This window comes from Arthrobacter sp. Sr24, assembly GCF_054511175.1.
Genome location: NZ_JBTNDB010000001.1, coordinates 161759 through 175982, shown reverse-complemented (window position 1 = coordinate 175982; position 14224 = coordinate 161759). Strand labels below are relative to the sequence as shown.

Annotated in this window: 13 protein-coding genes, 1 tRNA gene and 1 other RNA gene; 6 read left to right on the top strand and 9 right to left on the bottom strand. The window is 61.1% G+C overall.

Features of this window, described 5'->3' with window-relative positions; all coding sequences use genetic code 11:
- Positions 1-64: 64 nt before the first annotated feature.
- Positions 65-691 (top strand): TetR/AcrR family transcriptional regulator, encoded by a 627-nt coding sequence (locus ACX80D_RS00915; RefSeq protein ID WP_459320652.1) that lies wholly within the window; start codon positions 65-67, stop codon positions 689-691.
- A gap of 78 nt (positions 692-769) precedes the next feature.
- Here ACX80D_RS00915 and ACX80D_RS00910 read toward each other — a convergent pair whose 3' ends face one another.
- Both ACX80D_RS00910 and ACX80D_RS00905 read right to left on the bottom strand, forming a co-directional pair.
- Positions 770-1612 carry a LytR C-terminal domain-containing protein gene (locus tag ACX80D_RS00910; RefSeq protein ID WP_459320650.1) on the bottom strand — a complete coding sequence of 281 codons (843 nt, stop codon included), beginning with the start codon at positions 1610-1612 and terminating at the stop codon, positions 770-772.
- The gene (locus ACX80D_RS00905) at positions 1605-1904 is read right to left on the bottom strand and encodes a type II toxin-antitoxin system VapB family antitoxin (protein ID WP_459320649.1); all 300 of its coding nucleotides are present in this window, start codon (positions 1902-1904) and stop codon (positions 1605-1607) included. The genes ACX80D_RS00910 and ACX80D_RS00905 overlap by 8 nt, the downstream gene beginning before the upstream one ends.
- Positions 1905-2023: 119 nt before the next feature.
- Between ACX80D_RS00905 and ACX80D_RS00900 the strand changes: the two genes are divergently transcribed.
- Positions 2024-2911: a Cof-type HAD-IIB family hydrolase gene (locus ACX80D_RS00900; RefSeq protein ID WP_459320648.1), complete on the top strand. Its 888-nt coding sequence runs from the start codon at positions 2024-2026 to the stop codon at positions 2909-2911.
- A gap of 20 nt (positions 2912-2931) precedes the next feature.
- Here ACX80D_RS00900 and ACX80D_RS00895 read toward each other — a convergent pair whose 3' ends face one another.
- From ACX80D_RS00895 to ACX80D_RS00885, 3 genes are all read right to left on the bottom strand, one after another.
- A complete protein-coding gene (locus ACX80D_RS00895) occupies positions 2932-3414 on the bottom strand; it encodes a glutathione peroxidase (RefSeq protein ID WP_459320647.1) in 483 nt (160 codons plus the stop codon).
- A gap of 302 nt (positions 3415-3716) precedes the next feature.
- Positions 3717-3804 (bottom strand) — tRNA-Ser (locus ACX80D_RS00890).
- Positions 3805-4087: 283 nt separating this feature from the next.
- The gene (locus ACX80D_RS00885) at positions 4088-4300 is read right to left on the bottom strand and encodes a hypothetical protein (protein ID WP_459320646.1); all 213 of its coding nucleotides are present in this window, start codon (positions 4298-4300) and stop codon (positions 4088-4090) included.
- Positions 4301-4485: 185 nt separating this feature from the next.
- Here ACX80D_RS00885 and ffs point away from each other — a divergent pair.
- From ffs to recR, 3 genes are all read left to right on the top strand, one after another.
- Positions 4486-4581, top strand: an RNA gene (ffs, locus tag ACX80D_RS00880) — signal recognition particle sRNA small type.
- A 71-nt stretch (positions 4582-4652) separates the two neighbouring features.
- A complete protein-coding gene (locus ACX80D_RS00875; protein ID WP_459320645.1) occupies positions 4653-8162 on the top strand; it encodes a DNA polymerase III subunit gamma and tau in 3510 nt (1169 codons plus the stop codon).
- Between the two features lie 49 nt (positions 8163-8211).
- A complete protein-coding gene (gene recR / locus ACX80D_RS00870) occupies positions 8212-8811 on the top strand; it encodes a recombination mediator RecR (protein ID WP_459320643.1) in 600 nt (199 codons plus the stop codon).
- 93 nt (positions 8812-8904) lie between these two features.
- Here recR and ACX80D_RS00865 read toward each other — a convergent pair whose 3' ends face one another.
- On the bottom strand, positions 8905-9738 hold the full coding sequence (locus ACX80D_RS00865; protein WP_459320642.1) for a helix-turn-helix transcriptional regulator: 834 nt from the start codon (positions 9736-9738) through the stop codon (positions 8905-8907).
- A 78-nt stretch (positions 9739-9816) separates the two neighbouring features.
- Between ACX80D_RS00865 and ilvD the strand changes: the two genes are divergently transcribed.
- Complete coding sequence (gene ilvD, locus ACX80D_RS00860) at positions 9817-11712, top strand: dihydroxy-acid dehydratase (RefSeq protein ID WP_459320641.1); 1896 nt, start codon at positions 9817-9819, stop codon at positions 11710-11712.
- Positions 11713-11821: 109 nt separating this feature from the next.
- On the opposite strand, the gene ACX80D_RS00855 is transcribed toward ilvD, so the two are convergent.
- From ACX80D_RS00855 to ACX80D_RS00845, 3 genes are read right to left on the bottom strand one after another with little or no spacing between them, the layout of a single operon-like run.
- Positions 11822-13069: an ABC transporter permease gene (locus ACX80D_RS00855; protein ID WP_459320640.1), complete on the bottom strand. Its 1248-nt coding sequence runs from the start codon at positions 13067-13069 to the stop codon at positions 11822-11824.
- Positions 13066-14040 carry an ABC transporter ATP-binding protein gene (locus tag ACX80D_RS00850; RefSeq protein ID WP_459320639.1) on the bottom strand — a complete coding sequence of 325 codons (975 nt, stop codon included), beginning with the start codon at positions 14038-14040 and terminating at the stop codon, positions 13066-13068. Before ACX80D_RS00850 ends, ACX80D_RS00855 begins: the two co-directional genes overlap by 4 nt.
- Complete coding sequence (locus ACX80D_RS00845) at positions 13997-14218, bottom strand: hypothetical protein (protein WP_459320638.1); 222 nt, start codon at positions 14216-14218, stop codon at positions 13997-13999. The genes ACX80D_RS00850 and ACX80D_RS00845 overlap by 44 nt, the downstream gene beginning before the upstream one ends.
- Positions 14219-14224: the final 6 nt, after the last annotated feature.

The window sequence follows — 14224 nt, the reverse complement described above, 5'->3', positions numbered from 1 at the left end:
CCAGCAGGGCCTTCCCTTCCGAACCCAAATACTTTTACTGACGAATTGACGCTAAACTGTCACTATGCCTCGAATAGTCGCCCCCACGAACGCGGCGCAGCGCGAGCAAACGCAGCGCAAAATCCTCAATGCGTTCGGTGAACTCCTTTTCACCCATGGACTGCCGGGCCTGACAATGACCGACGTTGCCAGGACCGCCGGCGTGGGCAGAACCGCCGTCTACAACTATTTTGCCGATCTGGAACAGCTTCTGGTGGCGTACGCGCTGGATGAAACCGGCAAATTTGTCATCGAGCTCCGGGCCAGCCTGGACGGTCTTGAGAATCCCGTGAACCGTCTGGCGGTGTACGTTCGGGCGCAGATGGAAGATCTCACCCGGCGCCACCTGCCGCCTGGTCCAGCCATGCGGTCGGTGCTGTCGAATGAATCGTTCGCCAAGTTGGGCGTCCATGTGGGCGAACTTAACACCATACTGATGGATATTCTTCGCGCCGGAATGGCCCAGCGCTATCTGCCGGAAGCCGATGTTGAAGGGCTCGTGCAACTCATTCACGGCTCCTTGACCACCAGCGCCTCCCGCCGCAACGTCGAAACCCCGGATGAGGAGCACATCGCCGGGGCTGTCAGGTTCATTCAGGCCGGGGTCGGCGCCACCTTTGACGCGGACGGCAGCCCCATCCAAGGCAGCTAGGCTTCCCTCGCGGGAAAATTAGCCGCGAGTAGGAAACTCGCGGGCTGGCTGGCGAAACGTCCGGAGCTTTCCGGAGAGCTAAGGCTTCCCGGACGGCGCAGCGCTTGGCGCACCGCTTGGGGGTTCACTCGGCGGCGGACTCAGCCGCGGGCAGGACAACACTCCGGCGGTTTGATCCACCTCTGGGGCTGCCACAAGGTTGCCAAACTGGCTGGTCAACACCACATCCACGGTGGCGTCTTCGCGGTCATCCTCGACGTATTCGCTATTGGGGAAGTTGCGCTGCATATTGAAGGCTGCCGAGTGGCCGCTTGGGCCAGAAATGACCACTGTAGGTGCCAAGAGCTCCAAGTCATGGTTATCAATTTCCTGAACCTGGTACCCGCGCTTCTTCAGCTCATCCGCCACTTTGCCTGCCATGCCTTCGACACTCCCACCGTTATATACGTTAACAATGACGGCCGTATTTACCGGGTAATCCAACGTTTCAGTGGGGCACGTAAAAGGGGTGGGACTAGGACGGCCAGAGCCTATTTTCAGGTCCAACTCACCCCGCTGGATCATGCCCACCAGGACCAAACCGGCCACTACTAAGGACAGCAGTAGCACCAGCACTACAGCGTGTGTAATGCGCCGGCGCACTGTGCTTGTCGGAAATTCAGGAGTTTCAGGGGCCGGGAACGCCTCCGCTAGGCCTCTCGAATCCACAATGTGGTGCCCACGCCAAGTGGTGCCATCCTTGGCTTTTTTTCGCTGCATGCGCAGTTCGTACGCCTCGTCCTTGGCTTGCCGGCGCGCAACCCGCTCGGCCCTTCGGCGCTGCCGGGCCGTCAGTAGGACGTCATCGTCCTCTGCAGGATTCGTTGCGGCGGGACTATTTGCAGGACCATCCGAGGACGAGCCCGCAGGCGGCTTAGTCATCGATCACCAAGACCCGGGCGTGCAAGATGGTGCGCTGGTGAAGTGCTGTCCGCACAGCACGGTGTAGCCCGTCCTCCAGGTACATGGTTCCCTGCCACTGGACAACGTGCGGGAACAAGTCGCCAAAGAACGTGGAATCCTCAGCCAGCAGCGCTTCTAGGTCTAGCTGCGCCTTCGTCGTGACCAGATCAGCCAATCGAACTTGGCGCGGTGCCACACCAGCCCAGTCCTTGGGCGTGATGTAGCCATGGTCTGGATAGGGGCGTTTATCGCCAACAGCTTTGAATATCACCTCCCCAGACTAGGGACAAGTGTGCACGAAAGGAACTGTGTCACCCTCTAGCGCCCCGGTGTGTTGCAAAATGACGACCAAAAGTGGCTCTTGTGCACCACTGCTGGGAACATGGGGGCATGACAATCGCGCACCCTCCCCTTGCCCTGCTCCTCGATGTGGATGGCCCGCTCGCCAGTCCCGTCACACGCCGCGTGTCCGAGGACATCATCGAGAACTTGATCGAATTGGTGCGGCGCGGCATTCCAGTGGTGTTCAATACCGGCCGTTCCGACACCTTCATCTCCGAACAGCTGATGCATCCCATGTTGGCGGCCGGGCTGCCCGCCGATTCCGTGGTCCACGCTATTTGTGAGAAGGGTGCCGTCTGGTTCAGTTTCACATCCGAAGGCCCTGGCCCCATCCACGTCGACAAGTCCCTAGCTATGCCCACCGGTTTTGCTGACGACATCCGGAACCTCGTGGCGGATTCTTACGCCGAACACATGTTCTTTGACGAGACTAAGCGCGCCATGGTCTCGGTGGAGCAGCACATCGAGATAGAGAGCAGCGTGTACTTGGCTGAGCAGAAGAAGTTCGACGCCGATGCGTTGACTATGCTTGGCGTGCACGGCTTGGGTGCCGTGCGCCTTGAGCATCGAGCACCGGGGTCAACTGGCAGCGTTGACTACCGCGTGGATCCGTCCATCATTTCTACCGACATTGAATCGGTGCGGCTGGGCAAGGATTTGGGCGCCAGCCGGGCCGTAGAACTCTTAGCCGCTCAGGGAATTGTCCCGGAGGCGTGGCGGACCGTGGGCGATTCCCGCACGGATTATGCAATGGCAGACTGGTTGCATCACCACGACCACTCCGTTAAGCACATCGATGTACGCCCGGCCGAAGGTGTCCCGGAAAAGCCCTACCCGGTCAAGACCGCAGCAGATCTGGAACTAGGCGATGACGTTATCAACGACTTCGCCGGGGCAGCATTTCTACAGTTCTGGCTGGACGGCTTGGCCAAGTAGCCTCGCCCCCCAGACCAGCACTATGAGGCGAGCGCAGCATCCACAGCGGCTACCAGCTCTGGTGAGTCCGGCGTAACTGCAGAGGCAAAGCGTGCTTGCAGGCCGCCGTCGTTCGTGATCAGGAACTTCTCAAAGTTCCACTTAATGGGCTCGGCACCATTGTCGGTCAGAAGAGCGAAGATGGGGTTAGCTTCGGCGCCGTTCACATCTGTCTTGGCAGTAAGAGGGAAGGTCACGCCGAAGTTCTTGCGGCAGAACTCAACAATTTCCTCTTCCGTGCCAGGCTCCTGGCCACCGAACTGGTTGCAGGGCACGCCAACAACGCTCAGGCCCTGGTCACGGTACTTGGCGTGGAGGGCCTCAAGGGCGTCGTATTGCTTGGTGAAGCCGCATTCTGAGGCCACATTCACCAGCAGCACGGCTTTGGCAGCCAGCTCGGGCAGGGTCGCAGTCGTGCCATCGTTGAGAATAAGGGGCAGAGTGTTCAAGGTTTGCGTAATCACAGCCTGAGTCTAGCGCCGCGATGAAACCGGAAGCCTCAATGTGACTGTGAAAGTAAGGCAGATGCGATCTTTGCAGCCCCGATGGTTCGATATGGCAGATAAGGCGAAAAATCGTTGCTGGTCTCGTTTACTGCACTCGAGTCCTCACGTTTGGCCCCCAAAACCGAGGTTTTGGGGGCCAAACGTGAGGACTCGAGGAGTGACTAGCCCGATCTAGGGATTGGGGTTTGGACTCGGCCCGTTAGCGGGGTCCTGAAGTTAACGAGAAAAGGCCCGGAATCTCAATGATTCCGGACCTTTCTTGGCGGAGGATGGGGGATTTGAACCCCCGAGGGCGTTAACCCAACACGCGTTCCAGGCGTGCGCCATAGGCCGCTAGGCGAATCCTCCAGCTTGCCGTGCAAAACACGGCAGGTTCAAGAGTACCTGACAAAGTGCCCAAGTCACGAATCGAGGACTCCCACCTCCGCTCTCGGGCAGCCGTGATGGCTATTTCTCTCCACGTTTGCGGCATTTTTGAGAGCAGCTGGGCCACCTAAGGGGCCACTATCCCCCACCGTGCACCACATCTAGCCCAACCACAGCTCACCGCAATGTCGCTGCTCACAAACTCCGCCTGCGCCAGCCCGCGCTAGGACTGCGGGCCGCGCCGCGTTAATCAGAAGCCTGTTAGTCAGAAGCCCGCGCGCATGGCCAGCGCCGCTGTGACAAAACCGCACGCAGCAAAGGTCACCGCCAAGACAATCAAGAAGAATTGTTGGCTGGAGTGGCGATGCGTGCGCTGTGAAGTGTTGGTGGAGAAAACTTCACTGCGCATCAGGACCATGAGTCCCGTCCCGATGGCTAACATCCAGAAAAACCATTCAAAGAATCCGTAGCTCCACATGGCTAACTTCTCCTCGGCGGCCCGGGCAACGCGGGGCGAAAACGTTGCGAGGCCTGTATGGCAACTGATTTTGCGCCCCTATGTGGCGAACGTACCACCGCCGGTAAAAAATTGATATGCCTCACCGGAGAGCAGCAAGAGCGCAGCCGGATTCGCACGCACAGCCGCTGTCGGGTAGGCTGATTCCCGGCCCCTCATGTGGCGTCACCCTGTGAACTCCCCCAGGACCGGAAGGTAGCAAGGGTAAGCGGGCTCTGGCGGGTGCATGGGGGGTCTTTATTTATCCCCAGATGCCCCCAATATGCGCGCATCGTGCGGCAATTTGTCAGGCGGATTAGATAGGGTTTCAACTGTGAGCGCACCAACAGCCCTGTACCGCCGGTACCGACCCGATTCCTTCGCCACTGTAATCGGCCAAGAACATGTCACGGCACCCCTTATGGCTGCCCTAGATAAAAACCGGGTCAACCACGCCTACCTTTTCTCCGGCCCACGCGGCTGCGGTAAAACCACCTCGGCACGCATCCTTGCCCGGTGCCTGAACTGCGCCAAGGGCCCCACCTCGCACCCCTGCGGCGAGTGCGATAGTTGCGTTGAACTGGCCCGCGGGGGAGCCGGATCCTTGGACGTCATTGAGATCGACGCGGCCAGCCACGGTGGCGTCGACGATGCTCGTGATCTCCGCGAACGCGCAACCTTCGCCCCCATTCGCGACCGGTACAAAATCTTCATCATCGATGAGGCCCATATGGTCACCTCGGCTGGGTTCAACGCCTTGCTGAAGATCGTTGAAGAGCCGCCGGAACACATCAAGTTCATCTTTGCTACCACCGAACCTGACAAGGTCATCGGCACCATCCGCTCCCGGACACATCATTACCCCTTCCGTCTGGTTCCCCCGGAGCCACTCATGGCCTACTTGGCACAGTTGTGCGAACAAGAGAATGTAGCCGTAGCCCCGGGTGTTCTATCTCTGGTAGTCCGCGCCGGCGGCGGCTCCGTACGCGACTCCCTCTCAGTTCTAGACCAACTGATGGCCGGCGCAAACGCCACTGGTCTGGACTACGATCTGGCCGTAGACCTGCTGGGTTACACCCACTCCTCCTTGTTGGACGACGTCGTAGAATCGTTGGCTGCCAGTGACTCAGCCACGGTTTTCAAATCCGTAGACCGCGTCATCCAGACAGGGCATGACCCCCGGCGCTTTGTCGAGGATCTTCTGGAGCGCTTCCGCGACCTGATCATCGTCCAAGCCATGCCGGAAAGTGCCCACGCAATTCTGCGCGGAGTCCCGGAAGAACTCATCGCCCGTATGCAGACCCAGGCCGCGCAACTCGGTGCCGCCGAACTCTCCCGGGCTGCAGACGTCACCAACGCCGCATTCAACGAGATGACTGGGGCAACCTCTCCACGGCTACACCTGGAATTGCTCGGCGCCCGGCTCCTGCTGCCCGGGGCTGACTCCTCCACTCGAGGCATGGCCACTAGACTCGACCAGCTTGAACGTCGAATCAACTACTCCGGCACGCCGCTGACCGCACCTGCAGGACAAGCCCCTGCCTCCGCGCTTGAGCAGGGAATCCCCGCACAAAACTTCCCTGCCCCGATTTCCTCGCCGGCCCCATATGAATCCATGCCCGGGGTTTCCGCTGGCGACCCAGCGGAAGGTGCTGTTGGCGGGCTAGCGGCTGTCCGCGCCCAATTGGCCCGAGCTAAGGAAGCCGCTGGCGCCGAAGTGGCTGCCCGGCAGACCTCAGGCACCAACCCGGCAGCGCAGGCCCCCGCAGCGTCCTCACCGACACTGCAGGCACCAGAAGTACAGGTAGCGCCAGCGCCGGCAGTGCCCCAGCCTGTTCAACAAACCCAAGCAGTTGATTCAGAGCAGCCGCAACAGACCGCACGTCCGGCGCGCACTTGGGATGATCTACCCACGCCCAGTGGGAATGTGGACTTTATAGGCCAGCCTCAAGACGGCCCAGCCGTTAGTGCCCCCGCTCAGGCCCAGCCCTCCCCTGTCCAGCCACAGCAGACTCAGATGGCCCAGCCTGCACCAACGCAGACCACACCATCTGAAGCTGTTGTAGAGCCCGGCGGCACTCCGTCTGCTGGGATTCAGACACCCAGCACACCAGTTCCCGGCGCCCCGGCTGCCGGCCAGTCTGCCGCTGGCTCCTCCGGTATTGAAGTCATCCGCCGCGCTTGGCCGGAAATCATCGGCGCACTGCGCAACATCCGCATGGCGTCGTGGGTCATCGTCAACCAGAATGTGGTGCCGCAAACCTTCGACGGTCAAGAACTACGCGTAGGGCTTCCCTCCACCGGACTCATTGCTGCGTTCAGCAACGGTGGGCACTTGGCGAATCTTCAGCAGGCCATCAATCAGGTTCTTGGACTGAACGTTCAGATCCTTCCCGTCGATGGCGAGGCCCCGAAGGCGAGCTCTGAACCAAACCCAAAAGTTCAAACTGGTAGCCCTTCACCACAACGTGGAGGGCCTGGCAACACTGCTGCCCCGGCCCAACAGGCACCGGTAGCAGTATCGCCAGCTCCTGCTACGACAGCTGCACCAGCGCCTACATCTGTGCCCTCGACTTCTTCCACACAGGGAAATTCTGGGCCCGCAGTTTCCCACGATTCCTGGGGCTTGCCAGTGGCGACGGCTTCAGATCGGGCACCAGAAGCTGAGGCCCCCGAATCCGAGAAGTCTCCGTCACTCGCGCGTTCACAGCAGCAACCACACGCCGCTACATCATCAGCTGCGCTTTCCCCCGCGTCACCCGCATCATCCGCGCCGACCGCAACCACTGCACACCCGGTAGCCGATGAGTCTGCCCCTTGGGACGGCCCTCTCGAACCCAGTGATCCTTGGGATGAACCACACCCAGAGTTTGCTCCTCCAGCAGATCTCTACGAGCCCGGTTCTTCCTATCCTCCGGAAGATGCATATTCGTCCAACGGCGCCACTGCGGCCGCCGGCTCGACAGTTCCCGAAGTAATCCCTGCGTACACGCCGCCTAAGATTTCTCCTATTGCCGCGTGGACGACAGGCTGGGATACCCCTGCGGTGGAGGAGCCTGTGGCTGCCCCGACCACCCCCGAAACTCCTCGTCGCAGCGAACTACTCGCGCAGCAAGTTGCCCAGCAGACCGCTCAGCCATCTCAAGCAGACTCCGCTCAGGACTGGGGAGTTTCGCTCGGCCAGACTCGTCGATCCGATGTGACCGATCCCGGTTGGGGTGACGTGTCTGCCGCACCCGATTGGGCTCAGCCAGGCTCACCGGCTTCAGGCACCACCGATTCAAGCCACGCAGAATCAGCCGCCACCGATTCAAGCCACGCAGAATCAGGCACCACCGATTCAAGTCCCGCAGAATCAGCTGCCACAGATTCAGGCACTGCAAGTTCCACCATCACAAATTCAGGCACCTCTGAATTTGGTACCGTAAATTCGGTCGCAAGCGATTCCATTGCCGCAATCTCGGATGCTCCGATGACCCAAGCCGCCACGCAGTCGGCGAGCCCTGAATTCGCACCGCCACCGGCTAACAACTTCGTTGAAACGCCGGCTCACCCAAGCCAGTCAGATACCTCGGTGACGGCCCCTACCCAGGAGGATCCGGCGTCGAACGGGTCAGTGGGCGGGGAAAAGCTGAGCATGTATCAGCGCCTGGCCAACAGCCCGGCGGCTCAGGCAGCACGAGCCCACACACCGGCCGTCGTGGCCAACACACCGTATGTGGAGGACGTCCCCAGCCCGGACGATGTCACCATCGAGGAATCTGGCGTGGTGGGACAGGCCGCCGTCGAGCGTATTCTTGGCGGAGTACTCATCGAGGAACGCCCGCTCAGTAATTCACATTGAGCTAGCCACACCACCATTTTGAAATAACCAGCAATAGACAAGAGGCATTGTGTACGAGGGAGCAGTTCAGGAGCTCATTGACGAGTTGGGGCGCCTGCCAGGGATCGGCCCGAAATCGGCTCAGCGGCTCGCCTTCCACATCCTTGAAGCGGACAAGGACGACATGTTGCGTCTGTCCAATGCCATCACCACGGTCAAGGAACGGGTTAAATTCTGCACCGTTTGCGGCAACGTCACGGAGGCGGAACTGTGCAATATCTGCCGCGATGAACGCCGCGACCCTACCGTCATTTGCGTGGTGGAGGAATCCAAAGACGTGCTGGCAGTGGAGCGCACCCGCGCCTTCCGCGGCCGCTATCACGTGCTGGGCGGCTCCATTAATCCGATCGCCGGGATTGGCCCTGACCAGTTGCGCATCCGCGAACTGCTCACACGCCTCAACGACGCCCAGATCCAAGAGATCATCATCGCCACCGACCCCAACCTCGAAGGCGAAGCGACCGCAACCTACCTCTCCCGCATGCTCAAGACGCTGGGCATCGCCGTGACACGCCTGGCGTCAGGTCTGCCGGTGGGTGGCGATTTGGAGTACGCCGATGAGGTTACTTTGGGCCGTGCCTTCGAAGGCCGCCGCAACGCGCTGACGTAGAGCTTTCCCGCAAAATCGAATTGCCACTTAACGTTGATCTTCGGCCGCAACATCAACGTTAAGTGTCAACTCGATGTGTAGAGGGTGCGCTGGTTACGCTCCACTCGCAGCGAGCTGCGCTAGACGTTCGCGCGTGGGTGTCCCAGCCGTGGGAACGTACATGACGAAGTGCAGATTCGGGACGTCGGCGGGCACTAGACGTTGCTGCTCAAACGTCAGCTCCCCCACTTGTGGATGAACAAACACCCGCTGCCGCGAGGAAAAGTTCAGGACCACGTGTTCAGCCCAAATGCTGGCGAACTCCACACTGGCCGCTTGCAGCTTCGTAACCAAGGCCGTGTGCGACGCCGAACCCAGCCGAGAGCCGGACTCGGCACGGAATTCCGCCACAAAGTTCCGCGAGGTGACGTCCCAATCCGGCAACATTTGGCGCAGCGCAGGGTCAGTAAAGACCAACCAGAGCAGATTCCGTTCGGCCGGAGCCACCTGCGCAATGCGCGAATATAGAGCCTGATAAGCCGCGTTCCACCCCGCAATCCCCCAGTCCGGAGACACGGCGAAGGCCGGAAAATCCACTGCATCGAGCAGTGCTTGCAGATGCGCCGGTACTCCATCCAAGGCGGCTGTCCCTGACAGCGAAACCGCTCCGTGTCCGCCCAATGCCAGCACATAAGACTGTTCGGCCGCGCTGAGACGCATCACCCGCCCAATGGATTCAAGAACCTGGCGGGAAGCGTTGATGTCCCGGCCCTGCTCGAGCCACGTGTACCAGGTGACACTGACGGCGGCGAAGGCCGCAATCTCCTCGCGGCGCAGCCCCATAATCCGGCTACGTCCAATGGGCGGCAACCCGTGGTCCGCCCGAAGTAGCCCAGCCCTACGGTCGCGGAGAAACTGGCCCAGCTCCCGGCGTCGTTCTTCATTCATTTGAACAAATCTAGCACTGCCACTACTAGTATTAGCGCCGTCTTCCCGCCCGGCCCCAAAAGCTGATTGACTGTGACTATGCCTCCATTACGTTCACGCACAGTCACCCACGGCCGCAACATGGCCGGCGCCCGGGCCCTCATGATGGCCTCCGGCGTTGCCAAGTCCGACATTGGCAAGCCTATTGTCGCCGTCGCCAACTCCTTCACCGAGTTCGTCCCGGGCCACACGCACCTCGCCCCGGTGGGCCGGATCGTCTCCGACGCCATCCATGCGGCCGGCGCAATCGCGCGCGAGTTCAACACGATCGCCGTGGACGACGGCATCGCCATGGGCCACGGCGGCATGCTCTACTCGCTGCCCTCGCGCGATCTAATCGCCGATTCCGTGGAGTACATGGTCAACGCGCACTGCGCCGACGTGCTGGTCTGCATCTCCAACTGCGACAAGATCACCCCCGGCATGCTCATGGCCGCCCTGCGCCTGAACATCCCCACCGTGTTCGTCTCCGGCGGCCCCATGGAAGCTGGCCGCGTCACCATGACCGACGGTTCCATCCGTTCGCTGGACCTGGTCAATGCCATTTCCGACGCCGTTGACGCCACGGTTTCCGACGCCGACATCGAGCTCATCGAAGACAACGCCTGCCCCACGTGCGGCTCCTGCTCCGGCATGTTCACGGCCAACTCCATGAACTGCCTGACCGAAGCCATTGGCCTGTCACTGCCGGGCAACGGCTCGCTGCTGGCCACACACACCGCGCGCAAGGATCTCTACGAGCGCGCCGGCGCCACCGCCGTCGCTCTTGCCAAGCGTTACTACGAGGACAACGACGACTCCGTCCTGCCGCGGAACATCGCCTCCTTCGAAGCGTTCGATAACGCCATGGCCTTGGATATTGCCATGGGCGGCTCCACCAACACGATCCTGCACCTGCTCGCCGCAGCGCAGGAAGCTGGCCTGAAGTACGATCTGGACGACATTGACGCCAAGTCGCGCCAGGTCCCGTGCCTGGCCAAGGTTGCCCCGAACGTTGCCGGAAACAAGACCTTCTACATGGAGGATGTGCACCGCGCCGGTGGCATTCCTGCCCTGTTGGGTGAGCTGAACCGCGGCGGCCTGCTGCACACGAACGTGAAGTCGGTCCACTCCGAGGGCCTCACGGATTGGCTGGATGACTGGGATATCCGCGGCGGCAAGGCCACCGATCAGGCTCAGGCTCTCTGGACCGCCGCCCCGGGTGGACAGCGCTCCTCCACCGCGTTCTCGCAGTCGGCCGAGTGGACGTCCTTGGACACCGACCCCGCCGAAGGTTGCTTGCGCTCCGTGGAGCATGCCTTCTCCAAGGACGGTGGCTTGGGCGTGCTGCGCGGCAACATCGCGCTCGACGGCGCCGTGGTCAAGACCGCCGGCGTGGACGAGTCCATCTGGACGTTCGAGGGCCCGGCTGTGGTCTGCGAATCTCAGGACGAAGCCGTTGAAAAGATTCTCTCCAAGATCGTCAAGGCCGGCGACGTTGTAGTCATCCGCTACGAAGGTCCCCGCGGTGGCCCCGGCATGCAGGAAATGCTCTACCCCACCTCCTTCCTGAAGGGTCTGGGCCTGGGCAAGGTCTGCGCACTGATCACCGATGGCCGCTTCTCCGGCGGCACCTCCGGCCTGTCCATTGGGCACGTCTCCCCCGAGGCTGCAGCTGGTGGAACCATCGCTCTTGTCCGGGACGGTGACCGGATCCGCATCGATATCCCCAACCGTTCCATGGAACTGCTGGTTAGCGATTCTGAGCTGGACGAGCGCCGCGATCTACTCGAATCCACCACCGGCTACCAGCCCGTGGGCCGTGTCCGGGAAGTCTCCGCAGCTCTGCGCGCCTACGCATCCATGGCCACCAGCGCCGACAAGGGTGCCATCCGTCAGGTTCCGGCCGACGAGGTCCTGATGAAGGCCCCGCGCGCCGCGGTTTCGGTCTCCTAGCGGCACCTTTTCACCCAGAAATTCGCCGAGAACGGGGCTTCCCCGCGAGTGCGGTGTATAAATACACCGCCCTCGCGGGGAAGCCCCGTTCTCGTGGTTGGGTGCGGTTTTAGGCCACCCGGGTTCCCTTGGGTAGTTTCCCAGCCGGGGTCCGCAGAGCCCGTCGGCCGAAGGTGAGGATTCCTGCCGCAATGAGCACTTGCAGTCCCAGACCCAGCGGCCAGAGTGGCGTTTTTTGTCCCAAGTACGACGGCGTGACCTTGCCATTGGCGCATTCGTAAGTTCTCTCTGGCCCCGCCTGAGCGTAACGGGCGGCCTGGCTGATCATCTCGAAGAACCCAGTGGAATCGGAGGTGTTTGTCTGCGTAATTCGCTCAGGGTAGGGGATGGAGTCAGCCACCACCACGAAAGGGTTCATGGCCAGCATCCAGGCCACCCGTTCGGTCCGCGCTGCCTGACGTTCCTCCAATGGCCCGTAGCAGAAATAGTCGGCGCCTTCATCGGTGACATCGTCGGGGCGCGGCGGTGCCGGATAGATTTCGGGGGCCTGATCAGGGATCTCCCCGTTCTGGTACATTTCTATGCCCTTGTAGTAGACCTGATTGACGGCCACTGTGCCACTGCTGATTAAAGCGCCCAGACCAAATGCAATCAGTGTTCCCACGGTCAGTACCGCCACCATCAGATACGTAACCACAATGGAAAATAGCGGCCGGTTAGCCAGCGCCGAAATGCCAACTCCGATCGCGCAGATTATCCCCACCTCCACCACCAGCATGAGGAGGCAAACCACAATCTGCACAAAGCCGAGCCCTCCTTGCACAATGGCAAAGACCACAAAAGGGATGGCAGCAACGAGGAAGGCCATCCCGGCGATCCATGAAGCCAAGAACTTTCCCCACATAATCTGCCCCGGTCGCAGCAGGGTCACATGCAAGATGGCCAAGGTCCCGCCAGCTCTGTCGCCATTGATGGCATTGGCTGAAAGAGCCGGGGCCACCAACAAACCGAAGAGCAGGACAAAGGCCATGACGATCTCGAAAATCTGCGAACCCGGCCCCATGCTGTCAGCGCCAGCGTTCCACTGCAGACGCAAATCTTCCTGTGTGCGCCAGCTCCACCATGTCAGGGCTGTGACTGCACCAATGATGAGGAACCACACACCCAACATGATGTACCAGCCCCGTGAGCGCAGCCGTTGCCGCATTTCCATACCCAGCACGCCCAAGACGCCATCGGCATAGGCCCCGAGGCCACCGGCTCCCCGCGAATCAGACCCTCCATGCTGGGGTGGTGGCGGCTGCGCATTACCTTTGCCACCTGTGCCCCCGGCTTCGTCTTCCTGAACCGTAGTCATGACTGCCCTACCTTCATGCTCATATAGGTCTCTTCCAAGGCGCCGGTGGCGGGCGAGAAAGACCACACATCCACTCCGGCAGCCACCAAGTCTCGCAGTAGCTGAGCTGCGTGTTGCTCCGTGGCTACAGTCAGCCGCACGGCATCACGGCGGCCAGCTCCGGGCTCAAAAACTACTCCCCATGCAGTCAGCGTTTCGATCAGGACCGCAGGTTCAAGCGCTGCCACCGAATAGCTACGCCCCTGTCCGGCAGCTTGTGCAACGGATTGTGCCAGCACTGAGCGTCCCTCATTGACGAAGACCGCCCCATCCGCAATTTCATCAAGTTCGGCCAACACATGCGAGGAAACCACCACCACTTTCCCCTCCCCGGCGAGCTTGCGCAAGATATTGCGCAAGGCCACTCGGGAGCCCGGGTCCAGGCCCGACGCTGGCTCATCCAGCAACAACACCTCGGGATCGTGAATCAACGCCCGCGCTAAGCTCAGCCGTTGCTGCTGTCCTCGCGAGAGCACGCGTGCGGGCTGATCCGCAAGCGGGGTGAGGTTGACCAATTCCAGTAAGTCGGCGACTCGAGCCGGAATCTCAGCCCTAGGCAGCCGGTAGAACCGGCCCATAGTGGCCAGGATTTCTCGCACCGTCAACGCCTCCCAGACGCCGAGAGTGTCCGGCATCCAACCGATTTTGGCCCGAGCCATGGAAGGATCTTGCACGGGATCCACCCCCATGACGCTAATGCTCCCTGTATCCGGGGCCAGCAGCGACGCCAGCATCAGCAATAGCGTGGTTTTACCTGACCCGTTGGGACCAATCAACGCAGTAACCTGGCCCGCCGGAGCGTGCAGTGTCATATCGACGACGGCGTGTACCCGACCGAAACTACGGGACAGCCCGGTGGCGCTGAGCCCTTGGAATTCTTCGGGTGGTTTAGCCTCGCTCGGCTTGGGCGGCGGTGGCTGGTCTTCGGACATCGTTACCTCCCTCAGGCGCCGCAATCGCGGTCTTGGGATCAGCATATGACGCGGCAGTCACGGCGTCATCACCCCGCAGTCGGAGATTTTTCAGCGCTGTCTCCTGCACTGTCTCCTGCGCGGCCTCCAGCGCTGTCTCCTGCACTGTCCCCATAGCGACGCCGTCATGGACCACCATGTGGAC